The organism is Paenibacillus sp. NN59, assembly GCF_057597225.1.
Window position 1 is genome coordinate 1,567,210 of the sequence record NZ_CP199678.1, and the last position, 26,093, is coordinate 1,593,302.

A 26,093-nucleotide genomic window follows, 5' to 3' on the forward strand; every position below is an offset into this window, starting at 1 on the left:
ACCGAGATGCTGTTTATGCCCATTATGCTTTGCACAAGCTACACATTTTGCCGCAGGACTTGTGGGCAATGGACTCGTACCATCGGGCTTATATCTATGGATCTATCGAACAGTTTCTTACTGATGAAGAAAAAGCACGCAAGAATAACAAGTGAGGAGCCAAGCGGCTCCTTTTTTTGCGTAGGAAGGAGGGCGTGCCATGGCAACTTTAACTGCACTGTTTGATATAAGAGATCGTTTGAGTAATCGCATCAATCGTATAGGCGGGAATATGAGCCGGTTAAGGAACACTATTAACCAGGTACAACAACGTATAGAGTCATTGTCACGTACCAGGGCGATTATCACAGCACGGCTACGCGATACAGCTTCAAGGGGACTACATCGCATCAGAGGTCTACAAAACTACTTGAATCAGCGTGCCACAGTTATCCGAACAGCAATCAAGGATCATGCGAGTAAAGCTTTGCAACGTCTCAGACGATTAGCTGAAGATGTAGCTCGTAGGCCTGTGACCGTAACTGCCCGTGTGAGAGATTGGGCAAGTAAGGCACTCAATAAATTGGCCGAACGAATACCCCAGATTAGCCACAAGGTCGCGGTAGTTCGGACTGTTATCAGAGACAGTGCTTCAGCCAGCCTTGTGCGAATCCGGGCAACTTTGGCCTATCTCCAAGGTAAAACGGCTACTGTGCGAACGAAGCTTAAAGATATGGCTACACGAGGTTTGAGCCGATTGTCAACGCTAGTACCAAAAATCGGCCACTTGGTTGCAGTTGTGCGGACAAAGTTGCGTGACGGAGCAACCGCAAGTTTGATACGCATCAGAGCTAATATGGCCTACCTCCGTGGTCGGATTGCTGTTGTAAGAACGCACTTGAGGGATATGACGACTCGTGGTTTGATGCGTATCAAACGATTGGGCGATGCTATTAAATCCAGTGCCATAATTGTTCGTACCAAATTGCGTGACTTGGCGACACGCGGGTTAACTCGTATCCGATCTCTTGCAACAGCACTCGGATCATATACGGCAACCCTTCGTACACGTTTACGTGATGCAGCAACACGCGGTCTTACCCGTTTACGAGCACTTGGCATAAGACTCAATAGCATGAGAATTACAATGCAAACGCGAGTCCGTGATTTGGCTCTGCGTGGACTTACAAAGTTACGAGCATTAGCTTTACGTGTAGGGGCGATAACTGCAACGATTGTTGTCAAAGTCAAAGACTTAGCGACTCGTGCTATTGCTCGGATCGAGAGTGCGGCAGGTGGTATCCAAAATCGGATGCTAAGTTTGGGTGCTGCAGTCGGTGGTACGGCGATACTTGCACAAGGGGCATCGGCGTTCGAAACGGATGCTAGAGCATCGGCTATCAGCGGTATCAGCCAACCGCAAGTTACAAGCATGACCGATCAGATTTATTACGGTGAAAACATCGGCACTGAACGTTCGGGAGTTGCTCAATCTCTTGTAGATTTTGCACAGCAAACAAGCCTGCAGGGCAAGGCGCTCCAGGAGGCTGCCCGTACTTCAGCCATGTTTGCACAGTTGTATGGTAAGGACATACCTGAGGTTGACCGTGCTTTTGCATCGGCGTATAAAAATCAACTCGGCAGCATGAGTGAGATTGGCGATGTGTCTGCTTATGTCATCAAAAACGCTGGCGATCAGTACGATGATTACCTGGATACGATTAATGAGTACAGTTCAACCTTCAAGGACTTGAAACTCAATATGGGACAAGTGGGATCTGCATTTGTTGCCGCTGTCCAGGCGGGTGGTCGGAACTTCGATGAACCCGCTGATATGTTCCGTGAATTTAACATTCGCCGCAACGAACTGACCGACAACCAGATTACGGCCATGGCTAAGGTACTAGGAAAATCTCGTACCAAGGAACTCTATAAAGCAATGGATGCCGGCACGTTGTCCGGAGAAAAAGTAATGTTTGAGTTTGCCACAGCTTTGTCCAAAATCCCGAGTGAAGCCCAACGTGCCCTTTACGCAACTGAGTTGCTTGGTACCAAATACGAGGACATTAAGGAGCCAGTCCTTGCCGCAGCTCGTGCAATCAATGACCCTATCGAAGCAACGAAGGAACTGGAGAAACAATTCAACTCCATGCGGGAAAACAATCCCATGACCCCGATCAATAATGCAAGTCGCACCTTGGGCAAAACGCTCAAGACGATAGGGCAGGCAGTGATTACCGCAGTTACTCCGGCATTCATTGAATTGAACAAATGGGCTTCCTCACCAGAAGGCCAGAAATCTATAGCCAGTTTTACCAAGAGTGTGTCCAAATTATCAGGAGAACTTGCTAATGGATTATCTAAGGGCATTCAATGGGTGATTGAGAATTGGGATACCTTATTACCCATCTTAAAAGGGGTAGGAATTGCATTTTTGTTTGTCTATGGTGCAGCTAAAGGATTCAAAGTTATCCAAGCGGGCATACCCTTTTTCAAAGGATTTTGGAAAGTGCTCAAAGTCTTATGGAGTGTTTTGAAATGGGTAGGAAGCGCCTTACTATGGCTTGGCAAGGGATTCATCAAGGTTCTCAAATGGGCTAAGCCATTTATACCTTGGATTGGTCGAGTAATCGGTGTGTTTGTTCGGTTTTTGCCTGTGATTGGATGGGTGGTAACTGCGCTTGGTGTCCTGTGGGAAGCATGGAAGAACTGGGACGTAATTAAAAAAATACTTGTTGATGTTTGGGATGGAGCAAAAGATATTGTTGCAAATGGAGTGAATTGGATCTTAAAGAGGGTTAACTGGATGATTGAGCAACTTAATAAAATCAGTATACCTATCCCTGATATTCCAGGTGTATTGGAGGGTGGAGACTATGGGTTCAAGATAAAGGAAATAGGACTTATCGAAACCCAAGAAATGCGTAATAACAACAAGAAAGTCGCACAAGTTGCACGAGATGCAGGTTTACCTAATATTGCAGAAAACTATTTTACGAGTCATTCAAATGGGATCTCAAACATCCCTTACGATAACTACAAAGCAAATCTTCACAAGGGTGAAACCGTCCTGCCACGAGAAGAAGCGGAACTGATCCGAGGGATGGCGGCATCTGGAGGATCAGCAACATCGGCTCCTGTATCAGCTCCAATCAACATTAATGTCACAGGTGACAACCACTACTCCAATGACATGGATGCCAAAAAAGTTGTACGTGTCATCAAAAAGGCCTTACAGGAGGAACTTAATCTTGGAGCACAGGGGGTGCAATTCGTTTGAGTCGTGAAATCTGGCTATCTTGGAACAACAATGCTGAGCGGTTGCGCCTCCCAGTCAACCCTCCAGATATCACCATCGGTAATGGCAGTCAAACGACGACGTTGGATGTGTCGGGGATCGGTGAGGTGGCAATAATTAATGATCCGGTTCTCAAGACGTTTGAGTTTAGCAGTTTATTTCCTGCGACATGGGGGCCGTATTGCGAATATGAGGACATTCCTAATCCTAAACAAGCAGTGGCCATGATCGAAAAGTGGAAGGCATCAGACAAACCAATTCGCTTTCTCGTGAGCGGAACCCCTTGGAATTTCGCTGCAACGGTTGAGGACTTTGTATACCGGGAAGAGGGCGGCGACGTTGAAACATTTTACTATGATTTGTCGCTCCGCGAATACAAGTTTGTCACAATTCGTAAACTGGACACGACCAAGACGTCTAGTAATGGAAGTAAGAAATTCACAACCAGTAGCACTGCTACTCGTCCCAGCACAAAGACGACTCCGGCCAGCTATAAGGTAAAAACCGGGGATAGCTTGTGGAAGATCGCGAAGGCCAATAATACAACTTGGCAGAAGCTTGCTGAACTTAACAAGATCAAGGCGCCATATGCTTTGAAGGCTGGGCAGGTGATCAAACTGAAATGATGGATTTATACGTGGTTCGAAGCGATGGGACATATGAACTGCCGGTGCAAGATGTGCAATGGTCTGGCCAAAAACTCAGAGCTCCCCGGACTCTTGTTGCTACTGTATTATCAACAACCAGGGGAATGCATCGTAAGCAACCGGTGGATGTGGGTGACCAACTCCTGTTCAAGTGGAAAGGCGAAGAGTTGTTCAGGGGGACGGTGTTTACGAAGGAACGCACCAAAAACGGAAGTCTATCCCTCACGGCATATGACGATTTGGTGTACCTTACTAAGTCCGAAGACAAATATGTTTTCACAGGGAAAACGCTGGGCGAGATCGTCCGGCGTATTTGTGCTGATTTCGGTATCCCGATAGGCAAGATTGCAGACACACCCCATAAGCTTACCCGCATCTTGCAGGGCACCCTTTTTGATATGATCCTGACGGCCATATCGCTGACGTACAAGCATACCCGGGTCAGATACTATCTGTATTCTGACAAGGGGAAACTGCACCTGACTAAGCGTGTGGATCTCGCACGTAAATGGGTGATCGAAGACGGGGTGAATTTGGTGGACTATTCATTTTCTCAGTCGATCGAAGATATGTATACTCAGGTTAAATTAACAGGTACATCCACGGCAGAGATCACCACGAAAGTTAAAAAGGGAAAGAAGGAAGTTACGGCCAAGAAAAAGGTCATTACAACACATACCGTTAAGGTAGATAGCCCGACTACCAAAAAACGTTATGGCACGATCCAGTATTACGAAGAGGTTTCGGACAACTTGAACAAAGCACAGCTGATGCAAAGAGCTACCGCCATGATGATGGAGAAAGGAAAGATAGGCGAGACCTTTAGTATCGATGCGCTCGGTATTGCCCCTGTGATCTCTGGATCTGCAGTATATGTGATAGCAAAAGAGCTCGGCGTAAGCCGGGCTTTTTATGTTGATGAGGACAGCCATTCCTTTAGTGGAAACGAACATATGATGTCGCTGACGTTGACCAAAACAGATGATCTGCCTGATATTGATGCGACAGTCCAACCCGAGGAAAGCGATGCCGATAAGGATAAGTCGAAAAAGAAAGATGGCAAGAAAAAGTCGAAAAAGTCGAAAAAGGACGAGGACAAGGAGTTTGCGGAACAACTCCGCAAAGAAATATTGGGGTGATGAGTTATGTTGGATGTTATCAAACAGGCTGCTGTAGCTGCTATAGAAGCGGCAGGGCCGGTGAAGCTGCTTAACGCTGTCGTTCTGACCCCTCCACCTGCATTAAGCATTCAAATTGGATTGGACACGAAAAATCCGATACCTGCAGAAATGTTGTCTGTCTCAGAACGTCTCACATCTTACACTCGTGACGTAGAAATCGAAGGTGATTTTGAAATTGATGGCACGATTCAAACCGACGAGTATTCAGGGAACGGCAAGTTAAAAGGTTCCGGTATTTGTTCAGGCACAGTCATGTTCCTGGACGAACTGAAGGCTGGAGATAGGGTATTAGTCATGAGCTATCAGGGCGGCCAGTCCTTTTACATCGCGGAAAGGTTGGTGAAATATGGCGCTGACTCCTGATTTAAATATCCAAGTACCTGACCTGTTTACGTCTGAGATCCAGCCGACTAGGACGTATTCGTTCGATCCAGCAACTGGAGAGATTGGGAGGCCTATAGATGGCTTGACGACCATGAAGCAATTTGTAATTAAGGCAATCCGGACGATACGCTTTGAACACGTCATTTATCCGGACAGTTATGGGGCAGAGTCGGATACGGTGGTTGGATTGGGATCGAGCACAGCCTTTGTTGCATCCGAACTACCACGAGTTATCACCGAAGCATTGATCTACGACGAACGGATCAGTGAGGTGCGGGACTTCGATATCGAGCAACAGGGTGACAGTGCGACGGTTTCATTCACGGTTGTAACGATTGAGGGAGATCTGCGCATGACGGAGGTGGTGGGTAGTGTATAACACAGAGGAATACGAATATGAAGCCATCCTTCAACGAATGTTGGACCGGGTACCGGATGACATTGATAAACGACCAGGCAGTATTATATATGATGCTTTAGCGCCTGCAGCTGCCGAATTAACTCAAGCTTATATCGATTTATCTGCAGGTGATGACTTATACAATGTAGATACAGCCACAGATGAATACCTTACCCGGGGCACAGCTCAATGGGGTGTAAATCGAAAGCAAGCAACGTTCTCAGTTCGAAAAGGCACGTTCCTTGATTCCAATGGAGCAGGAATCGATGTGGCTATCGGAAGCCGTTTTTTTATTGAGGATTTGAATTATTCAGTCACTGAGAGAGTTTCACAAGGCGTGTACAAAATGGCTTCTGAAACTGCAGGAGTCTTGGGGAATGCCCCATTCGGTGCACTGCTTCCTATGGAATACATCAACGATTTGGCAACAGCAATGTTAAGCGACATCCTGGTACCTGGAGAAGATGAAGAAACGGACGATCAGCTCCGGGAACGGTTTTTTGTTGAAATAAATGAACAGCCATTTGGGGGGAACGTTGCTGACTACCGGCAAATGATTCGAGCGTTGGATGGTGTCGGAGCCGTGCGGATCACTCCGGTTTGGCAAGGTGGCGGCTCAGTAAAAGCTACCATTATGGCAACGGGGCATGTACCGCCTTCAGCCGCACTGATTGAGCAGTTACAGGAGCAGGTTGACCCTGTGCCTTTTGCAGGGCAGGGACTTGGGTTAGCACCAATCGGTCACACCGTAACTATCACTGGTTTGAGTTGGGTGACTATTAACATCAGTTCTACACTAACACTGTCCGCTGACACAACCGTTGGACAAGTACAGCAAGATATCGAAGATTCAATCAGTTCCTATTTACTTGCGTTGCGTCAGAGTTGGGAAAATGATGCACCTTTGACGGTGCGTATAGCCCCACTGGAAGCACGCATACTTGGCGTCCCAGGCGTGTTGGACGTGATGAATACACGACTCAATGGATCTGCAACAAACATCACTCTGACAGTCGATCAAGTGCCGCAACTAGGGACGGTGACGCTCAGTGAGTAGATTGCAAGAGTATTTGCCGCCGTATTATGTCGACAGCAAGCAGATGACAGCTCTACTGATGGCACAAGAAATAGAGTTGGACAACATTGCTGCAGGAATCTTGCGCCAGCGTGACGACATGTTCATCATGACGGCCAGCGCACAAGCAATCAGACGCCGTGAAAAAATGCTCCGTATCCAGGCTGATCCTGCGAAAGAGTCCCTGGACTTTCGGCGTAAACGGATCATTAACAGGCAGTCTACTAAGCCACCTTTTACACAACGTTGGCTGCAGGCGCAGCTTGATCGACTTATCGGCCCCGGGATGGCCGTTGTCTCAGTTAATCCAGCCGAATTTTTACTGATAGTCACTACAAATATTGAGAATGCCAATCTATTTAAAGAGGTACAACACACTATCCAAACGGTTAAGCCTGCCAATATGGCCTACCAGCAAAATACATCCCTGCGGCACAGGATCGGCATCAAGCATACGACTGTCAAAAGGGACGTGTCCTGGAATTATAAGCTAGACGGAAGCTGGAAGCTTGGCGAAAAGCCGTTCGCGGATTTAGGGCCGGAGGTGACACTGTAATGGATCAAGAGATTTTGAACGATTTGGCTGTTTATCTGAATTCACGAATAACCAAGGTTGTGCTGAATGGGGTTTATGAAATAACCAATTTTATAGTAAAAGAAGTGACTAGTTCGACAGTAGCTCTCAATTTTTTGATCCCAGCGGCTGACGTGTCTCTGGTAACGCTGATCGAGGTCAAAGGAGACAATATTCGAATAAGTTCCAAACCTGTCAACGTGCCGATTACGTCAGATAACTTGATGCTTGAAACTTTTGAAATAACAGAGGTGACGGATTAATGGCCAAAACTGATTGGACTATGGAAGACTTTTTTAAAGCACCTGATTTGAACGAGATCGGCGAAGAAATTAATTCGCTGAAAGATGAACTTATTAAGAAGTCAATTGTTATCCCTGCAGGAGCAGATCTTAATACCTACATGACAGAGGGGGGATATTATTGTCCCGCCAATGCTACTGTAGAAACATTGCTTAATTCTCCGACAGAAGAGGCATTCCATCTGACAGTTGAGCCGCATGCGGGAGTTTCGCAAACCTTGACTACGTTCCAGCCGAATAACATGGAAGTGTACCAAAGAAACTATTATTTTGGATGGGGACCGTGGAAGAAAGTACCGACAAGTGCGGAAGTATCTCAAGCCGAGTCAAACGCCAAAAACTCAAGTTTATCGCGTAATGGCGGCGCATTGAAAGGAAGAGTTGATTATCAAACGTGGGGTTCGTTTTCTGCTGACGCCGGGGGCGGGGTTCTGTACGGTAGTAATTGTTACTTAGACCCGAGCGGGTCGCCCCGAACTTTTAGATACACCAACACTCACGTAAACTTTGGAGCGAGAGGGATTCTCCTGCTCTATACAAGTGGATCAACGAACGTCGAGATTTATGAATTTGACACAGGCGCAGTGACATCTACTGCTGACGTGGCTTTCACACCAACCCTCAAACGTATAATCAATGCTGATGATGTTATCCTCCCCAACGACAACCCCACAACAAACCTGCTGTGGAACTCGACCGGGTTATTTGGTTTGGATGGTTGGACTAATGTCGGCGGATATCCATTTTTAGCTAACACAAGCGCTGATGTAACTGGAATGTTCTATATTAATGATGCCGTGCCATCGGGACAATACGCCGTGCTTGATACCACCGGAGTATTTAACGTATATTCGGGCACTCAGTATGATTTGCAGGCTATGTTTTACAGTTCAGGGTCATCGTCAAGCACGATTATTCAGATTGAGGTTAAAAACGAATCTACTGGCGCTACTTTATTTACTTTGGCGGCAGACCCGCAAAAATGGTGGCATCGTAAACGGACGACTATCACAATCCCTCCTTTAGTCAGCCAAGTTAGATTGAGGCTCGTTGTATCTAACGCGCCAGCAGGGACAACAAAAGGTATTGCTCGCATTAGATTCAACTTGCGTAACGTAAGCAACAAGGATGTTCCTTATGACTTCACTGGCGATTTGTCACAACTGGCAAACGATATGAAGACGGTAAAGCAATCTGGCGTTGACGCGAAGCAGGGCGTGGTGAACGCCATCAACGCCAAGGGTGGCAGTGCTTCGATAAACGACACTTGGGCGCAACTGGCGGCAAAGATCAACGCAATACAGCAGGGTGTTTACCGGAGGATTGATACTGTTTATACCAGCGGATTTATGAACATCCCCGCAGGTGTAGGGGTTTTTGGTCCAGTCATTTTCACGGTTCCAGCTAACACTAGCGTATTGTCCATACAGACTAGTACGGAAAGTCCCTTAGTAATTACCGCTACAACAGGGGGGTGGCGTAAGGTTGCTCTCGTTTTAGTTGATATTGAAGGTCGCATGTGGCCTATCGCTGAGGCGTTTGTGGGAACTGACGATAGGTCAGCCAGGTTGCATTCTGCTCAGGTGGACATTAGATCGGGCATAGCTAAATCGCAACGTATGTCTTCCAGTTTAACGTACACAAACTATCAGTCTTCGAAGCCGTCAGGATTCAGGACTGACGCTGTTATGGAATTTCGTGGGGGGGTACTGGATATGGAAGGAGGCGCTCAGTCGCATACTTACAACTATTATCCGGTAACGGTATTGTCAATGTAGATTTTTATTAAAAAGGGGTGTGGCGTTGTGAGCCGTGAAAGCTTTTACCGCATACTCATATTCGTCATGCTGGCATTGAAAGGGGTGATAAGAATCGTGGAATAGTTTTTGATTAACACGACCACAACGGGGATCGTGTTTTTTTGTGTTTCAGAAGGACAAAGTCAATATATTAAATAGATCGGGGATATGACGTGGAGAATGTGGGGAAATGGGCTTTGGCCGTGGGCAGCTGGATGCTGTCCTATTTGTTTGGAGGTTGGTCCGGAGTGCTGGGAGTATTGCTTGTATTTGTAATTTTGGATTATTTAACTGGAGTGGTGGCTGCCGGATCTACCGGGGGATTGAAAAGCAAAATTGGCCTTATCGGGATCGCCCGTAAGGTCTTTATTTTTGCCATGGTGGCGGTGGGACACTTGGTGGATGGCATTCTTGGTGATGGCCATTTGTTCAGGGATACGGTAGCCTTTTTTTATATCGCAAATGAGCTGCTATCCATTACTGAAAATGGCGGAAAGATGGGTGCACCTATCCCGGCAGTGATCCGCCAAGCGGTGGAAGTGTTGAAGGGTAAAGGTGGTAATGATAACGATAAAGGAGCTGGTACAAATGGTGCAGCGTAAAGTTTGGATCGATGCAGGACACGGTGGTAAAGATCCTGGAGCAGTGGGCAATGGACTCAAGGAGAAGGATATTGCGCTGAAGGTGTCACTTGGCATCAAGGCAAGATTGGAGGCGACCTATGAGGATGTGCAGGTGCTGCTCTCCAGATCAACAGATGTATTTTTGGAGCTTAGGGAGCGGACGGCTAAAGCAAACGCTGCAGGTGCTGATATCCTAGTTTCTATCCATTGTAACGCTGGCGGTGGCAAGGGTGGGTTCGAGTCATACCGTTACACGTCTGCGTCCCAAAGTAGCATCAAGCTGCAGGAAGCTTTGCACAAGGCAACAATGGCTAAGCTGGGCGGCATCGACCGGGGGATGAAAGCCAAAAACCTGCACATGCTCAGAGAATCCAAAATGCCGGCAGTTCTGACCGAGAATTTGTTTATCGATGTTTTGTCCGACGCTGATCGCTTGAAACAGGCCAGTGTGATCGATGCGATCATTGACGGTCATATCCAGGGTATTGTTGCATACCTAGGGTTGCAAAGTAAATTTGTGAAGGAGGACAAACTTACTGATAAGGTGACCGTCACTGTAAATGGAAAGAGGATCAAAGATGGTGTGTTGATCAAAGGGGAAACGTTTGTACCTTTGTGTGCAATCGGGGAGTCAATCGGTGCCGATATTAAGTGGGATAACAAGAGCAAAACGGCTACACTATATATAAATGATCTGGGATAAAATGAAAATTTTTGTATTGTATAATGTTCCCTAGAAGTGCATAATGTAAGTATTATAAGAAAAGGAGGTACCTAATCGTGAGTGTTGATAGAAATGAAATACTTCATATTATCTCTAAATTAGGTACCTTCATGTTACTATTTGGAATCATATATGCACTTCAAGATGTGACTCTGGGACAGTTGGAAATACTTAATCACCTTATATTAGAAGGTCTACCTATCAAATTTGTATTTTTCTCAGTCATAAGTGTATTTATCATCTTGAGGTTTATTAAAATAGGTTCCCCATATAAAAAAACTCGATCATGACTGATCGAGTTTTTCTGTTAATTCTTTTGGTAATTCTGCTTTAAGTTTATCTTTGTAGATAGTGTGTTGTTGTTTTATCTCTTTAAGTTTGTGTTCATCTTTATGCTTGATGTATTTGAAAACCTTCTCGATAATACCTTCGCTTTGTAATTCGACTTCATTTGTACTTTCTTTTTTCCCGTTTGTATTTTTAAACTTAAATGATCCACCAACGAGACCTACTACAACCATTCCCAGAATCATCATTACATAAGGGGAATGGGATATAAACTCCATCATTCCTGGTGACTGTACATTTAATTTTAAATCTACATCTTCTTTTTGAAACGTTGTCTCTGGATTTTCGGGATTTTCGATCAAAGGTACGATATCTAGTAATGTACTTACATAAGTTATCATGTCAACGGCTGGTATTTGTTTTTCCTGTTTTACGTCCACAACAAAGTGGGCTTTATCACCTTTGAGATAGAAAGAATGTAGTGTCCGGTCAATATAGTTCGCGTAATCGTTTGCATTGCTTATAGCTTGATGAGCCTGCATCATTCGGTATAGATACGGGTCAAGCTTATCTCTTTGGACCGTTTTGATCCAGTTCACTTTTCGTCGCTTAATAAAAGGACATAGTCCCATATCCAATCCCGTTTCGCTGACTTCTTCAATATAAGTGTCAGACTCAATAATGCCAAAGCTAATATGTGAGGAGTTGCCTGAAGGGATCATAACGATATCGTTAATGTTTAATTCAAATAAAAATCTATGGATTTGTCCATATATTCTCCCAGGCTGGGGTGGTTTTTCTGCTTCATCTTCTGGTTTATATGTAATGCTGATCAGACCGGTCATCTCATCTTTTTCTGTGTTTAAAAATTTATCAATATCTGAAAACTCATTCCAGCCTATTCCAATAAACCCATCATGAAAAAATTCGTCGTAGAATTCTCCACTTTGAGTTCTTACCAGCCAATACTTTCTATCTTCAGGGATTATTACAATGGGAATTTCATTTTCTTCTATAAAATGCGTCAACTTCTCCAAAAGGATACCCCCTAAAATATCTATAATTAGAGTTTATATGAATTACGAGAAACACTCAACAATGTTTCACAAAGAATTGATAGTTTAGGTATATCGTGGTAATATACATCTAAATCCGAAAGAATCGGTAAAAGCACCTCACTGGCTTCAAGCTGGTGAGGTGCTTTTTTTGATTTATAAACACGAATTTGTGTTCTTATTTTATGTTTAATGTTTGAAAATCATGGCTTTGTTGGTATACTGTTTTCTATAGTTTATGTAATTAAATATTTGGAGATAGATAGTATAAAAAAATCAGAATGTTGTGGGTGATAAAAGTGATTCTTAACTTTGATGAATCAGGAAATTTAGGTACTCAGGGAAGATATTTCACTATAGCTTGTGTTGCTGGTAGTAATCTTAGGCCGCTGGAAAATGTGATGAATAGATCGATTGTCAATGTAAAGAAACAATTTGAACGATTCTCAGAAAGTAGAGAGATTAAAGCATCTGACTCAAACCAAATTATTAAAGACTATATCCTACGCAAAATTGCCTCCAAAGACATCGAGATTAAATATATAGTTGCAGATCTTCAATATGTAAAGCCCGAACTCCTTAAAGATGAAAACTTACTTTATAATTTTATGTTGAAATTCCTCATTGTCCCTATGTGTAAAAGAAAAAACCTCAAAGAACTTACCATCAATTTAGACAAAAGAAGTATCAAAGTTGGATCAGAAAATTCATTCGAGGATTATATAAAGATTAAAGTGAATTATGAGTGCGGATTCCCAGTTAAAATAAAAGTTAACTATATTGAGTCTCAAAATTCTGTTCTTATACAAGCTGCAGATTTTGTAGCAAATGCAATAAATACAAATTATGAATATGGATATGACTATTACTACAACTTAATTAAGCCAAGGATAGAACATGCTGTGCGCTTTCCTTACCAGCATTTTGGCACCGATAAAGTGCTTAAAATTAGTCAATTTTAATCCCGTGTTCGCCTTTACAAAGTTCAATTGGAACGTTAATATAAAGATGTGGATAGCGAGTAAGCCCATTGACATCGTGTCACTCTTATAGCACATAAACTGCCTGTATGGTAGTCGATACTTTGGCATTGCGTCCACATCACCCACACATAAACTTGATTTAATCTAAATCTTTTTGGATATATTTATTATTATGACAGTGTAAACCCTTATTGTTGGTGTGCAAACATTAAGCACATAAGCGACCTATTAGGTAGCCCTATGTAAGGTAGCTGTCATTCAAAAAATCCGATAGCATCGGTAAAAAGACACTGCTGGCATTACGCTGGCAGTGTCTTTTTTTGTTTACATATATAGTTTGATCACACAAAGTGTTCGGCTTTTGTTTGTCCGCAGCTCAGCTGCAGCTTTGCGGCCCAGTAATCGTTTGACGATCCGAACCGCTTGCTAATACTTATCTGCCCCAGTCACATAAATGTATGTGATGTCTCCTGCAGCATTGTATCTCCATGGTAATTGCATTCCCCAATCCAACCTTTCTGCTATTTTCTGAAATTTCTAACCGACAGTATTAAAGCAATGACCGAGATGACTAGCCCACCTAAAGCAATGGTCCATATAGCGATGTTCATCCTAAGCCCTCCTAGTGGAAATTTAATTGCCGTTTATGATAAGATTGGGGTGAGCAGGCGCTGTATAAGCCGCCTACTCGGGAACTTTTAACGTTTGCGTGGTGCGCGTCGTTTGGTTCCTTTTTTGTTTCCCTTGCTCTTAGCAGTTGTACTTAGCATATTGACGATGGCCGTCGTCATGTTTGCGATAGCTGTTAGGAGCAAGACCCAATCCAATGTTTTCATTGCTGTTGTTCACCCCCTTATGTATATGATACAACGAAATTCGTTGAATTTCAACGGTAATCGTTGAATTAATGTATGTTTATGTGTATGATGTATTTGAGGTGAAGACGAAATGATTAGATTAAAGTTGAATGAACTTATGGATGAAAGAGGGCTTAACCCTCGACAAATCAGCAGTATGACAGGAATCAGATGGAACACTGTATCTGATATGGCAGAGAATAAGTCTAAAGCCTGGTCGCGGGAAAATCTAAATAAAATTATGATGGCATTGGAACTTACCGATATCTCGCAATTGATTGAATACCAAAAGGAACAACAGGAGTAATTCCTATTGTTCCTTTTTTTATATTAGGTTAACAAAATATATAATTAACAAAATATTCACATATAATAGAAAATAATGGTTGATAGATTAATATAATTGCTTTAATATACAATATGTAACATAATTTAATACTAGGAGGAATAAAATTGAACAAAAAGGTAAAAATGTTGTCTGCTGTATTGTGTAGTGCGTTGGCTATCTCATCTTTGGCTCCAGTTGCATTTGCATCTTCAGCAACTTCAGCAACCACATCTCCGACGATCGAACTACCTAAAGGTGAGTCTAGTATTAACAAAAAGATGCTAGTTATAGGTAAAGATGAGTTTTCAGCAAAAATCATGAATTCTATTGAAGCCATGGCACCATACATAACCAAAGGTTCAGACAATTTATATCACATTGATCCTGCTGCTCAAGAGGTTGTTGAACAAGATGTTTACAATCATTTCGCTCAGGGTGTTCAAAATTTGAATAGTGCACTGAACAATCAAGTTTCTTCCCATGGAAGTCAAGTAGTAACCCCGTTCGTATTTAGCAATACTTACTGGTGGGGAGTTGCAATTACTTTTGATAATGCAGAAACAAAAAGTATGATTTATTCACTTCAGCAAACATCGCAAGTAGCAGCAATGCTCGCAGCGGTATCTGCATTTATTCCGGGTGGTCAAATAGGGAGTGTTGTCGCTGCAATTGAAGGTGCTGGTGCTACTATGATTGCTAATTCGATGGCACATAATAATGCTGGCAAAGGAGTTACCTTGAATCTTCATTGGTTACCAATAACTTACTTTGAAGTGACAACAAATAAAGGATAAAGTAGAATATTAAAAGAGAGGAGGGATATCTTGGGCGCTGCATACGCAACTATACTACTCTTTCTTTTAATTCCTGCTGTTGTACTGGTCACTATCGTAGGTTTGATATTTAAAAGAGACAAGATCAGAAAAGAGTATGTTTTAACAGGAATCATGGCTGTAGCAATTATAATGTTGGCAATGAATGTATTTGTAACAAATTCTTTTAATACAAGTAGTATTAATATCGTTCTTTTATTGACTGTAATAATGATATTATCAATACGAATTAACAAAAAACGAAGAAGAACTAATTAAGTTTAAACCCACTAGCGTTAGATTGCTGGTGGGTTTTTTTGCTATTGAATAACGAACGTATATTCGCATATAATAACAAACAACATATGTTCTTACTATTGGAGGGATGAACATGCCAGTAAAATACTTGGGTTGGTTAGTTGAGATCATATATGAGGATCAAAGTGGGAAGATCACGAAGCGCCGAATCCAGATCAAGAGTATCCGGTCCGGAATGATCAAAGCTGATGATTTGTTGTCTGGTCAGCCACGAACATTTAAGGAATCGGGTTTACTGGCATGGCAACCCATTAAAACAGGGGAAGGGGCATAATCGTATTGACTGATTACCAGCGCAAAGTGCTTCGGATTTTGTATAACTTTAAGAGCGGCCGCCGCCGTTTTCCCACTGTGCATGAGCTGACAGTCAAGACGGGTAAAAATAAAGCCGATGTCATGGCTGCTTTGGACTTTCTCGTGTCTTCAAATTACATACAATGGGATGACAAGTCTGATACGGCCAACATTGTGATTCTGGAAGGTTGGGAGCGGGAATCTGAGAAGCCACAGCTTCCTGCCTCACCACAGACGATTAAGCCCGCTAATACGGACTACTGGACACAATATTGAGGGGGAATGAACTGTGGCAAGCAAATTGACAGGGAACGGAGTTTTCGAAGGATCACGCATAATTCTACCGGAACATCGTGATGCATATCTTCGGGAAATGAGTCTGCAGGAAAGAAGAGGCAAGCCAGTCCTGGACGAACAAGAAATGCAACTTATCGAGGAAGCAATCTTTGAATCCTTTCAGGAACGTCACTCTGTTACGCTTACGGTGTTTAATCCTTTTGATGATGAAGTTATGCGTGGGGTAGTCACTACAATTGACAGGCAGAGCAGGAGAGTCAAGCTTGTACGTGGTGATGAGGACTACAGTTGGATTCAGATAGAAGAGATTATAAAAGCAAGCGTGTAATAAAGTGTCTTGGCTCTTTATGGCCGAGGCACTTTTTGTTACAATGTTTATGAGTAAACGACCACAAGTTGCCAGGATAACTACTCAAAACACAACCATAAAAAATCACACAAAAATAACGATCTCTGCGAACGACAGGGAATATAGGTGAATATTAAAACACGTTTTATCTTTATAAATCAAATAAAAAGGCACTACACAAATATAGACGAAGGCAGATGAATGTGATTACAAAACGGGCGGCATGATGTAATAAAGGTGTAAAAACCTTTAAAGCATTAAACAAATTATAATAATACAAGGACCACTTCTTAATATCTATTAAGAGTGGTCCTTTGTTTTGTATGATGATAAGCGATACTACGGGTTATGCTCGCAAGGGATGACTGGAATAATGAATGTGCAGTTGGGTGCTGATACAAATAAACTTAAGAATATTAAGTGATGTGTAGTTCATCAGGCGTCTGGTTAAGCTTCTGTGATTCCACTTAATTGAATAGGATTTCTGATATGGGTAAGAGTCTGTTCTTCTAGAGATCAGGCTCTTTCGCTGATTGCAGAAGTGAGTTGCAAGTACGAACTTAAAGATTTCTTTAACTTTCACACGGGGCTAATCCTCCATGATAGGCTAAAGTAGCTATGCAAAAGCAACGAACAGAACAATGTTTTCTAGGTTTTATCAAGCCGCGTATTTATCTTTCATATTTTAAGAAGGAAATTTTCAGATTGAAAGGTCGAAATGTGATGAGAAATATCCGAAGTTTAATCATTTTATTATTTTTATTTCTTGCAACAACTTCATCAGCATCGGCACAAGATACAAGCCATGCAGATGCGCTTAACCACTTGGGATTATTCAATGGAACGGAGAATGGCTATGAACTCTCGAGGGTGCCTACCAGAGCAGAAGCGCTGGTGATGATGCTTCGTCTGTGGGGGAAGGAAGAAGACGTTCAGAAAAACACCAACAAAAATCCATTTAAGGATACGGGTTGGGAAAGTTCCTATGTGTCGTTTGCCTACGCCAATGGCATTGTTAATGGAATCAATGAGCATCATTTCGGAGGTAACCAACCAAGTTCTCTAAAGCAATATAGTGCAATGGTTTTAAGAGTTTTGGGATATTCAGAAACAAAGGGTGACTTTACATATGAAACTGCGGTTTCTTTCGCTTCAATCGTTTTAGGAATAGACCTTACAAAAGAAGTCGAATTCAATCGGGGAACTCTTGCCAAAATAAGTAGCTATGTGTTAAACACCAGACCCAAAAACCAAATTGCAACACATGGTCAGATCCTTCGAGAGAAAAATGTGTTTACAACGCAAAGTTTAAACGAGGCAAGATTGATCTTGGAGAAGGATAAAAAACTGAATTCAACGACGGTTCTAATATATGCAATTGGTTCTGATCTTGAATCACAACAAGGCCAACTAACCAATGACTTGGAAGAAATATATCGTGGTCAGCCAAACCAAAATACGAACATCCTGATTCAAACAGGTGGAACGCTCAAATATCACAACAAATATATGACGGATGGAGCATCCGAACGCTTTGAAGTTAGCGATGGACGACTTAAAAAGCATCCAAGCCGCATCCAAACCGCCGCATCAGACCCTAAAACACTAAGGGATTTTCTTGTTTGGGGCAAAGCCGTGGCACCAAGTGATCGTTATATACTTGTTTTATGGGATCACGGGTACGGTACAATGGGTGGCTTTGGTGCAGACGAGCTAAACGGACGAAAAACGATGAAGGTTTCGGAGCTTTCGAAGGCGATTGATGCATCAGATATGTATTTCGACTTAATCGTCTTTGATGCATGTCTTATGGGCACAGTTGAAACGGCCTATTCGCTTAGAAACTATGGCAAGTATCTCATCGCTTCTGAAGATTCAATCCCCGCTGCAGGATTGTACTATACCACATGGATCGGTGCGATGGAGCGAAACCCACAAATTAGCTCGGAAAGATTAGGACGTTTAATTTTAGATTCCTTTACCCTTCATTCCGGGATTGAATCTAGCATGCAGACAACAATGTCAATGATGAAGCTTTCTCAGGCTGAATCATTGGTTCATGCAATAGAAAATGCAGCATTTGATTTCTCGCTTACAGACCTTGCAAAAAACTCTGATCTATTAGGCAAAAACGACGGGGTATTTGATCAATATGATCTTATAGATCTAATGGGTAAATCATCAGAAGTTACTGCTGCTGCTCAAGCACTTGCCTTTGAAGTGAAAAATTCAGCAGGTTTTAAAAATCGTAATGGTGTGGGTATGTACGTTCCTAACAAAAAAATGGAACATGCAAATGAAATGAAAGAAGAACTAAAAGCCATCGGTCTTAGTTCAAAGTATCTAGAATCTATTTTTAACTAAAATGAGCCTTAAAGCTCAAATGAATCAAAACGGTTCCTAGATTCTTCATTAAGAGGTTCGCATAGGTTAACCAAATTTTTGCGGTCTCTTTTTTTGCAATTATGTTCATCTATGAAACTTAAAGTTTTCTTTATATAACACCGTTCCTGTAATCAATGATGATATGATACGAAAAGAACTGTCACAATTTGTCGAACATGATGTATAACTGCTAATGCGTACACTGCCGATGCAGCAGGCGATAGCCGCCAAAATAGCAGATTTGAAAATGAAAATGTAACAAATGGAGTGTAAGATGTTAGGTCAAAATGGCAAGCACGATAAAACGAGGAGGCATTACATGAAGAAGATTTTAAGTTTGATGCTAGTTATTTCACTTCTGGCATCAGTAGCACCTGTTTATGCGAATGTGCCAACAGAGTACACCTATGTGTTCGGTGTGAAAACAGGAGGAAACGACAATGGAGGAACAGATGATGATGTTCATATGGGTGTCAGTACCTATGATGCTGGGATAGCCTCTGATCATTACAGAGCACTTGGCGCCGCTGCGGCTTGGTCTGATGTGCAACATACATTCAAATTGCAGAATATTCCACCATGGAGAATGAATGAATTGGTCTTTTGGCTGGTTGGCAGTGATGACTGGTACGGGGATTCTGTGGTTCTATGGCTTCCTACTATTAATGGGGGCATAAATCCAACACAGGCGAAGACCATTAAATTAAACACATGGACAAAAGATCAGGGCAGACTTTATCGTGATATTTCAGATGTAACAAAACGGAAATTCACAGCTATGGGTAATGTTGATGTTGGTGGAGGAGAGTTCTACCTTGATACTAATTCATCAGGCTCTGAACGTGTAGAGTGGGACAAAAAGGTTAGAGATCAATATGGTGAATACGACATTATGCAATATGAAGATACTCCAGTGATCAACTATACCGTTTCGGACGATGCTGTAGGTAGAGATTGGTTAACATTTGAAGAGCCAACCAAAACGAATAATTTCAAGTTAGATATTGACCGCAAAAAGCTTCACGATGCAATGGTTGCGCAGAATAAAGCGGAGATATCACTAACCTATAGGGTGGGTCTCCTTGCCCAGTCTACCAACGCTGAAAGCCTTGGAGGGACTTTTGCCCATACAACTTCAGGAAATCCCGAAGTTAAAACCTATTTAACAACAAAAATCGGGCAAGCGGATTACTATTATAAAGATGTTACATATACGTTCTATCGCAGCATCTATGACTTAGGCAATGAAAATATTTCGGAAACAGCTACGTTCTCCCATGCAACTGACAATCGCTATCTAAATCGAAAATTAACAGATGTGAATATTACTGTTGATGCACTTTCAATTCATAGAAAAACGATGATAAAAGAAATGAAAGAAGAATTGATTACTAATTTTCAAGCAACACCAGTGTTATATCTTGGGAATAGTACTGCAACACCACTTACTACTCTGACCATGACCAAATTATTGGGAGAGGATGGTAAACCTAATGGTACACTTCAGTTTACGGGGAAAGTACCCATGGATGTTAGCGAAGTGGAGAGTGAGGGCATAAGGCTACAGCTTAATGATGTATCTACCTTTTTAACGAAAAATGGTGTAAAACAGCCATATTATTTGGAGAGACCCACACCAGAATCGAATTCAGCACAAAGTTTTTATTTTTCTACTCATAAAGTGGACACAAAAACACCAACGATCAGAATTACCGATGCAAATGGACAGGATCTAACAGGTCAAAATTCCATTCAAAATAATGTGAAAAAAGTGCATCAATTTTATATGGTGGCTAGCGAAACACTCTACCCTGAGGGGAATGTCGCTCACACCATTGATAATCAAAACTATTTGGCATACGAGCTATACAAGAAAAATGGGGATGTCTATGAACCGACAACGACAAGAATAACCAACTTTGACGGTTTAGGTAGCGCAACGAAAGTTACAGCACCTATTAGTACGGAGGTATTAAAAGGCGTTAGTACAAACTTAAGTCCAATTGATCCTACAGAGGGCGAATTCAAGCTTCGTTTGTATGGATGGGATAAAGCTGACAATTCACTTGGTGGAGATGCTGGATACACAGAGATTGAACATATTAAATTAGATAACCAGGCTCCGCGTGTAACGGTTCACGAAAGTGTAAAGCCGCAAGATGCACAGTCTCGTAAAAGAAATGACTATAGATTTGAAATGGAAGATTATCAACAAAGTAATGGTGGTTGGTCTAGAACGTATTATACGTTTATGAACGGTACGGATTCACCACCAAATACGCCTGTAGATGACATCAAACTTGGATCAGAAGAAATTTCTTCAGTTCAAGGCAAGTGGGCATTTGTAGATTCAAAAGGTGAAAGTTCAACGGCTGTATTATCTGTTCCCAAAGGTGATAGCTTTGACGGGACTCTATATTATTTCACAGTGGATTCATTAGGTAACGATTCAAGAAATGAGAAAGCGTCAAAGTATTATACAAAAACAGTCCAGATCTTTAATGGTTCTGTTGCTGACACCCTCATTACAAAGGATACAGGTTCACCAAATACACATTTTGATATCAAATTCGATGTAAGTAATTCCAATATTGAAACGAGCTATAGATGGGTCTCTCATCCTCGTAATGGAACAAGCTTCACACAAAACTTTACTGTCTATGATGCAAGCGATGATGTTGGTGCAGCTGAGAAACGTAGTAGCAGCGGAACTGAAGTTTTGATGGACGGTAAATATATACTTGAATATCGAGTTAAAGATAAACGCTCTGGCAATTCATTAGAATTTACTCGAGAGTTCACGTACGACAATAAAGCACCGGAAATTAGTTATATCGTTGGCAATCAGCATGATCATTTCAAGTCAACACATCAATTTAGAGTTAAAGTGACAGATGCAAGTGGTATTGCAAGTGCAAGTTATTATTTAGCTAAACCAGAAACAGAAACGAAGATTGAGAATACGCAAAATCATCCGCTAACACTGACAGCAAATAGTGAAGGTGTATTCGAAGTTGATCAAACATTAACAATGACAGGACTTCCTTCGGGTGCTTATAGCATTGTTGTTGTTGCGACGGATGTTCTTGGTAAGGAAAGTAAAAAGATTTCCCCGTACTTTGGGATGAGGTCGGGACCTGCGACAATTGAGTCGTTAGCACATGCTCAAGCCAAGACGCTAAACGGAATGGGTGCAACCAATGACGGAACATATAAGGTCGATGTTGTATTAAATGAACCCCATGCAGCTTGGACTTCTGAAAGTGCAACGAAATATCAAAATCCAGTCTATTATGCAACAATTGACGGGATGCCGACAGATCAGGGTGTGTTAGTTCCAACTTTTACAGAGAGCAATAACTCAGGTGGTAAGTTTGCATTTACACTAGATACACCGGTGGCACTCAAAGAAGGGATCAATACAATATATCTTCAATTTGGACTTTTAAATCACCCTGCTGACGAAAGGCCAGAGTTTTTAACAGAAACAAGACCTGTCAAAATCTTATATGATAGCCAGGCACCAACTTTTGAATTACCGGACTACAGCACCATTCAGCCAACCAACGCATCAGTAACGGCAAGAATAGTAGCTAATGATGTTGGGACAGGCATTTCAAAACTGACGGTTGAGCCAAAAGATCAGGACAAAATCACCGTTTCTCCATATACAAACGGTGCATTCACAGTAACTGTGAGCGAGAACGTTACAACAAACCTGGTACTGTCTGACGAGCTTGGCAATCAGGTTTTAGTACCGATTTCAGTTTCGAATATTGACAAGGCAGCTCCGAATGCAATAGCATCCAGCGAAATGGTAACCAATGGAGCAAGACAAGATGGCCGGATCACGGTCGATGTTTCAGACAAGAGTGACACAACTGTTTCATTCGCACTTATTAAAGATCCATCAGCCAGTCATATTCTTACTGAAGAAGATTATGAACTGTTTAATTCGAGTAAATCAGTAAAAATGCAAAGTAGTCAGCCCGTCGTTAATGGCGAAGGAAACAAACAGACAACATATACGATTGATTTGAAAGGGTTAAGTGGCAACTATGCAATTGGGATTAAAGCAGCGGATAACTCAGGCAATATTACTGAAAAAGTATTCGTTGACTCCAGTGTGAATTTGGTGGACGCGGAGGCATCCATTGTAAGTGTTAACGCAAACCCTCAAATCACAAAAACGACTTCAACGGTTAAGGTTACATTCAATGTTCCAGTAACAATCATGCCTAATGCACCAAATGAGGGTGATAAGGTGAATGAAATGGCAAGGTCGAACCAACTGTATACAGGGCTATTAACAACATCTGTTGAGTATGCGATAGACCATGATCTGGTTATTCAGAACAATAACGAAATTAGTCTATATGTTCAGGATGAGGCTGGAAGGGATCGTGTTCTAAAGTTCACACCTACTGTTGAATTCATTCAAGGATTCGAGATTACAGGAAATGTAGAGAAGAATGGAGTTCCTATTCAAAATGGAGGATTTATATCCTATAAGGAGAGCGATAAGCTCACCTATGTGATTGATCCTAATCCTAAGTATTCCGGACAATTTTTCTTTGTTGAAAATGCCGTATTGTCAGGCTTAGAACTAAATACGGAGCTAAGTGTAGTTGATCCTTCATTTACAGAGGTAGAAGGAAGAACGGCTTATTCCAAGCTTGTATTTGAAGCGCTAAGAGATGGGAAGACAACCAAGTCAGCTTACTTCGAGGTCTATACAACTGAAGGAGTTGAAGCTGATCGGATGGAAGATGAGTATGTTGCTATCTCAGTTGTTGATGAAACTGCAGCTGTTACTGATGTGGTGTATTCAACGACTGAGCCAACAAACCAAATTGTAAATGCAGTGCTTTCAATATCTGACCCGGAAAGCGGGATTATGAAACTGGAACGTTCATATGATGGGATAAACTTTGAGCAAATTGATTCCATTGCATCTCATACCGAAAGATTTGAACAGAATGCAACGGTATATTTCAAAGTAACAAACAAAGCGGGAATAGAAACAACCGTACCCGTTACCATTTCAAATATTGATACAACGCCAATTGCAGAAGACGTACACTACAGGGTGGAATACACCTACGAAAACTATCTAGGGAATTGGGTTCCAATTCAAGAAGGGAAGGCCTATAGAAGAGTAATGGCAACCGTTAAGCCGATCAGTGGTCAGAAAACTCTATCTATGACTAATAACAATGCTTCATTCTCAAGAATTCTAACTGAAGATGTTAATTCATTCACCTTTGAGTTTAGAGATCAGGCAGGAAACACAAATTCTCGTACGGTTAGCTATAAGCTTTTTGACAACACGATTGGTCAAACCTCTTATGTGTTATCCAACACAGCAAAGACGAATCAAAATATACATGCAACGATCACATTAACAGACGATTCAGGTGAAATATCATTTGCAGAGGTTAAGAAGGACGATGTCGTGTACCCATTCAAGGGTGAGCCGCTTGAGAATGAATATGTCGTTGAACTGGATAGCTCAGGTATCTATTATGTGACAGCGTATGACTACGCAGGAAACAAGTGGGTTACTCCAATAACTGTCTCAAATATTAACAAAGTAGCGCCAGTTGCAACTGCGAGAGCGTACAGCACGCTACCAACTGAAATTACTACACAAAGTGTCAATGTGGAGTTAACACAGTTTAGCAAAGATATCAAAACAATTCGGGTCACAGGTGTTGAGCCAGTTGGCAGCTTGACCTATAGGGACATCGTTCATATCCCTGGTACCAAAGCAGTTCGCCTTAGAAAAAATGGTACAGTTACGATGTCCTTTGTCGATGACTATGGTAACGAAGGTCATGATATTATTACCGTTTCCAATATTGTATCTTCACCACCACAAGTTACCGCAACCGCAACATTAGCCAAAGATAAGTTAAGCGTTGATGTGTCATTTGACCAAATTCGGGACAGTGATGGCGTTCCGCTCGACATCTTTAGAAATATGAAAGACCTTACCGTTTCTTATAAAGGATATGAATATGCACTTTCAACAGCGGTTGAAAATGAAGATGGGGATGAGGTGTCTTATAAAGATACGGTCATCAATGTTAAAACGAATGGGGAGCATGTCTTCCAAGTTAGAGACAAAACAGGATTAACGCAAAAAATACTGCTAACGATTGAAGGAATTGAAGTAGGAGCACCAAAGATTAAAGAAATTCATTGGTCTTATAAATATCTTGTGAAAAACGAAGCTGGTAAGTGGGTAGAACAGGATTATCAAAATAAGATTACGGTTGGCGTTGATACATCTGGAAAAGAAGAAGGATATGTTGTCGGAACGGATAAAAATCCAATAACAAACCAGGATGTCACGGTCACTGTAACCACGGATAAAGATACGAAATCCGTTGGAGGAAAAGACGTTTGGGAACTAGATAAGTCCATGAACTATAGCAACAATGGACTATATGTATTCAATCTTCAAGGAAGAACGGGAGAGCAGGCTTCGTATGGTGTTGACGTAGGTCTCATCGACAAAACAGCTCCGGAGTTAACACTTGAAAATGGCGAAGAGCTCATCTTCATTGAGGGAATGACTCCTCAAAAAGATGCTTCCATTGCCTATAATAAATCGAAGCTTCTTGACTTTAAAGCATGGGATATGGTTGCCAATAAAAAGGTTGATTTAACTGACAAGGTTACCATCAACTATGATGTTGGCGGGCGAGTATTTAACCCAGACAACATCTCGGCGAATGAATTTAATCGCTCTAATCCTTACTATATAGACTATACAGTAAGAGATGACGCAGGAAATCAAACGACTATTCGTCGTACAGTTCGTCTTGTAGGTCTTTATGACACCATAGCACTTGTGAACGGAGTCATGCCTGACAGTTCAAATGTTGCAACGGTGATTGGAAACAAAGTTGAGATTTTACTGAAAAACTTTGCTGGAGTATCGTATGCACGTTATGAAAAAGGCAGTTTAACACAAGGCCAAATGAAAACAAAAGGAACGGTCCTGCGGGAGAAAAACGGAGTGTATACCATTGATAATGTCTCAAATGGTTGGTATACCATCTATATTCAAACGGACAAGCGTGATTATTTCAATATTTCTGTATATGTTTCAAACAAAGGAGGGAAATAGGCA

At 42.0% G+C, this 26,093-nt stretch carries 22 protein-coding genes; 20 read left to right on the forward strand and 2 right to left on the reverse strand.

Annotated features, from left to right (window positions below):
- The first annotated feature begins 199 nt into the window (after positions 1 to 199).
- The 11 genes from ACT89M_RS06835 (at position 200) to ACT89M_RS06885 (ending at position 10,965) form a co-directional block, all read left to right on the forward strand.
- Positions 200 to 3,259 carry a phage tail tape measure protein gene (locus ACT89M_RS06835; protein ID WP_487345128.1) on the forward strand — a complete coding sequence of 1,020 codons (3,060 nt, stop codon included), beginning with the start codon at positions 200 to 202 and terminating at the stop codon, positions 3,257 to 3,259.
- Positions 3,256 to 3,903 carry a LysM peptidoglycan-binding domain-containing protein gene (locus tag ACT89M_RS06840; RefSeq protein ID WP_487345129.1) on the forward strand — a complete coding sequence of 216 codons (648 nt, stop codon included), beginning with the start codon at positions 3,256 to 3,258 and terminating at the stop codon, positions 3,901 to 3,903. The genes ACT89M_RS06835 and ACT89M_RS06840 overlap by 4 nt, the downstream gene beginning before the upstream one ends.
- A complete protein-coding gene (locus tag ACT89M_RS06845; RefSeq protein ID WP_487345130.1) occupies positions 3,900 to 5,063 on the forward strand; it encodes an XkdQ/YqbQ family protein in 1,164 nt (387 codons plus the stop codon). The genes ACT89M_RS06840 and ACT89M_RS06845 overlap by 4 nt, the downstream gene beginning before the upstream one ends.
- Positions 5,064 to 5,069: 6 nt before the next feature.
- A complete protein-coding gene (locus ACT89M_RS06850) occupies positions 5,070 to 5,468 on the forward strand; it encodes a DUF2577 family protein (RefSeq protein ID WP_487345131.1) in 399 nt (132 codons plus the stop codon).
- Positions 5,452 to 5,868, forward strand: a complete 417-nt coding sequence (locus ACT89M_RS06855; RefSeq protein ID WP_487345132.1) for a DUF2634 domain-containing protein — start codon at positions 5,452 to 5,454, stop codon at positions 5,866 to 5,868. Before ACT89M_RS06850 ends, ACT89M_RS06855 begins: the two co-directional genes overlap by 17 nt.
- Complete coding sequence (locus tag ACT89M_RS06860) at positions 5,861 to 6,946, forward strand: baseplate J/gp47 family protein (RefSeq protein WP_487345133.1); 1,086 nt, start codon at positions 5,861 to 5,863, stop codon at positions 6,944 to 6,946. Before ACT89M_RS06855 ends, ACT89M_RS06860 begins: the two co-directional genes overlap by 8 nt.
- Entirely contained in the window at positions 6,939 to 7,520 is a 582-nt protein-coding gene (locus ACT89M_RS06865; RefSeq protein ID WP_487345134.1) for a putative phage tail protein, read from the forward strand. Before ACT89M_RS06860 ends, ACT89M_RS06865 begins: the two co-directional genes overlap by 8 nt.
- Positions 7,520 to 7,801, forward strand: coding sequence for a ketopantoate hydroxymethyltransferase (locus tag ACT89M_RS06870; RefSeq protein ID WP_487345135.1), 282 nt, complete (start codon positions 7,520 to 7,522; stop codon positions 7,799 to 7,801). The genes ACT89M_RS06865 and ACT89M_RS06870 overlap by 1 nt, the downstream gene beginning before the upstream one ends.
- The gene (locus ACT89M_RS06875) at positions 7,801 to 9,618 is read left to right on the forward strand and encodes a pyocin knob domain-containing protein (RefSeq protein ID WP_487345136.1); all 1,818 of its coding nucleotides are present in this window, start codon (positions 7,801 to 7,803) and stop codon (positions 9,616 to 9,618) included. The genes ACT89M_RS06870 and ACT89M_RS06875 overlap by 1 nt, the downstream gene beginning before the upstream one ends.
- 236 nt (positions 9,619 to 9,854) lie before the next feature.
- Positions 9,855 to 10,241 (forward strand): phage holin family protein, encoded by a 387-nt coding sequence (locus tag ACT89M_RS06880; RefSeq protein ID WP_487345308.1) that lies wholly within the window; start codon positions 9,855 to 9,857, stop codon positions 10,239 to 10,241.
- Entirely contained in the window at positions 10,228 to 10,965 is a 738-nt protein-coding gene (locus ACT89M_RS06885) for an N-acetylmuramoyl-L-alanine amidase (RefSeq protein WP_487345137.1), read from the forward strand. Before ACT89M_RS06880 ends, ACT89M_RS06885 begins: the two co-directional genes overlap by 14 nt.
- Before the next feature lie 305 nt (positions 10,966 to 11,270).
- Here the strand turns inward: ACT89M_RS06885 and ACT89M_RS06890 are convergent, their stop codons facing one another.
- Positions 11,271 to 12,311: a hypothetical protein gene (locus ACT89M_RS06890; RefSeq protein ID WP_308722520.1), complete on the reverse strand. Its 1,041-nt coding sequence runs from the start codon at positions 12,309 to 12,311 to the stop codon at positions 11,271 to 11,273.
- A 308-nt stretch (positions 12,312 to 12,619) separates the two neighbouring features.
- On the opposite strand from ACT89M_RS06890, the gene ACT89M_RS06895 reads away from it, so the two are divergent.
- Positions 12,620 to 13,291, forward strand: a complete 672-nt coding sequence (locus tag ACT89M_RS06895) for a DUF3800 domain-containing protein (RefSeq protein WP_308722521.1) — start codon at positions 12,620 to 12,622, stop codon at positions 13,289 to 13,291.
- A 719-nt stretch (positions 13,292 to 14,010) separates the two neighbouring features.
- Here ACT89M_RS06895 and ACT89M_RS06900 read toward each other — a convergent pair.
- Complete coding sequence (locus ACT89M_RS06900) at positions 14,011 to 14,148, reverse strand: hypothetical protein (RefSeq protein WP_487345138.1); 138 nt, start codon at positions 14,146 to 14,148, stop codon at positions 14,011 to 14,013.
- 112 nt (positions 14,149 to 14,260) lie between these two features.
- On the opposite strand from ACT89M_RS06900, the gene ACT89M_RS06905 reads away from it, so the two are divergent.
- The 8 genes from ACT89M_RS06905 to ACT89M_RS06940 all read left to right on the forward strand — a co-directional run bounded on the left by ACT89M_RS06905 (position 14,261) and on the right by ACT89M_RS06940 (position 26,090).
- Complete coding sequence (locus ACT89M_RS06905; protein WP_487345139.1) at positions 14,261 to 14,476, forward strand: helix-turn-helix domain-containing protein; 216 nt, start codon at positions 14,261 to 14,263, stop codon at positions 14,474 to 14,476.
- Between the two features lie 146 nt (positions 14,477 to 14,622).
- Positions 14,623 to 15,291 carry a hypothetical protein gene (locus ACT89M_RS06910; protein ID WP_487345140.1) on the forward strand — a complete coding sequence of 223 codons (669 nt, stop codon included), beginning with the start codon at positions 14,623 to 14,625 and terminating at the stop codon, positions 15,289 to 15,291.
- 30 nt (positions 15,292 to 15,321) lie between these two features.
- On the forward strand, positions 15,322 to 15,588 hold the full coding sequence (locus ACT89M_RS06915; RefSeq protein ID WP_487345141.1) for a hypothetical protein: 267 nt from the start codon (positions 15,322 to 15,324) through the stop codon (positions 15,586 to 15,588).
- Positions 15,589 to 15,700: 112 nt separating this feature from the next.
- Complete coding sequence (locus ACT89M_RS06920) at positions 15,701 to 15,901, forward strand: hypothetical protein (protein WP_429351733.1); 201 nt, start codon at positions 15,701 to 15,703, stop codon at positions 15,899 to 15,901.
- A 5-nt stretch (positions 15,902 to 15,906) separates the two neighbouring features.
- On the forward strand, positions 15,907 to 16,197 hold the full coding sequence (locus ACT89M_RS06925; protein WP_487345142.1) for a hypothetical protein: 291 nt from the start codon (positions 15,907 to 15,909) through the stop codon (positions 16,195 to 16,197).
- Positions 16,198 to 16,210: 13 nt separating this feature from the next.
- The gene (locus ACT89M_RS06930) at positions 16,211 to 16,546 is read left to right on the forward strand and encodes a YolD-like family protein (protein ID WP_487345143.1); all 336 of its coding nucleotides are present in this window, start codon (positions 16,211 to 16,213) and stop codon (positions 16,544 to 16,546) included.
- A 639-nt stretch (positions 16,547 to 17,185) separates the two neighbouring features.
- Positions 17,186 to 18,931 carry a clostripain-related cysteine peptidase gene (locus ACT89M_RS06935; protein ID WP_308722528.1) on the forward strand — a complete coding sequence of 582 codons (1,746 nt, stop codon included), beginning with the start codon at positions 17,186 to 17,188 and terminating at the stop codon, positions 18,929 to 18,931.
- 340 nt (positions 18,932 to 19,271) lie between these two features.
- The gene (locus tag ACT89M_RS06940; protein WP_308722529.1) at positions 19,272 to 26,090 is read left to right on the forward strand and encodes a hypothetical protein; all 6,819 of its coding nucleotides are present in this window, start codon (positions 19,272 to 19,274) and stop codon (positions 26,088 to 26,090) included.
- The last annotated feature ends 3 nt before the right edge of the window (positions 26,091 to 26,093 follow it).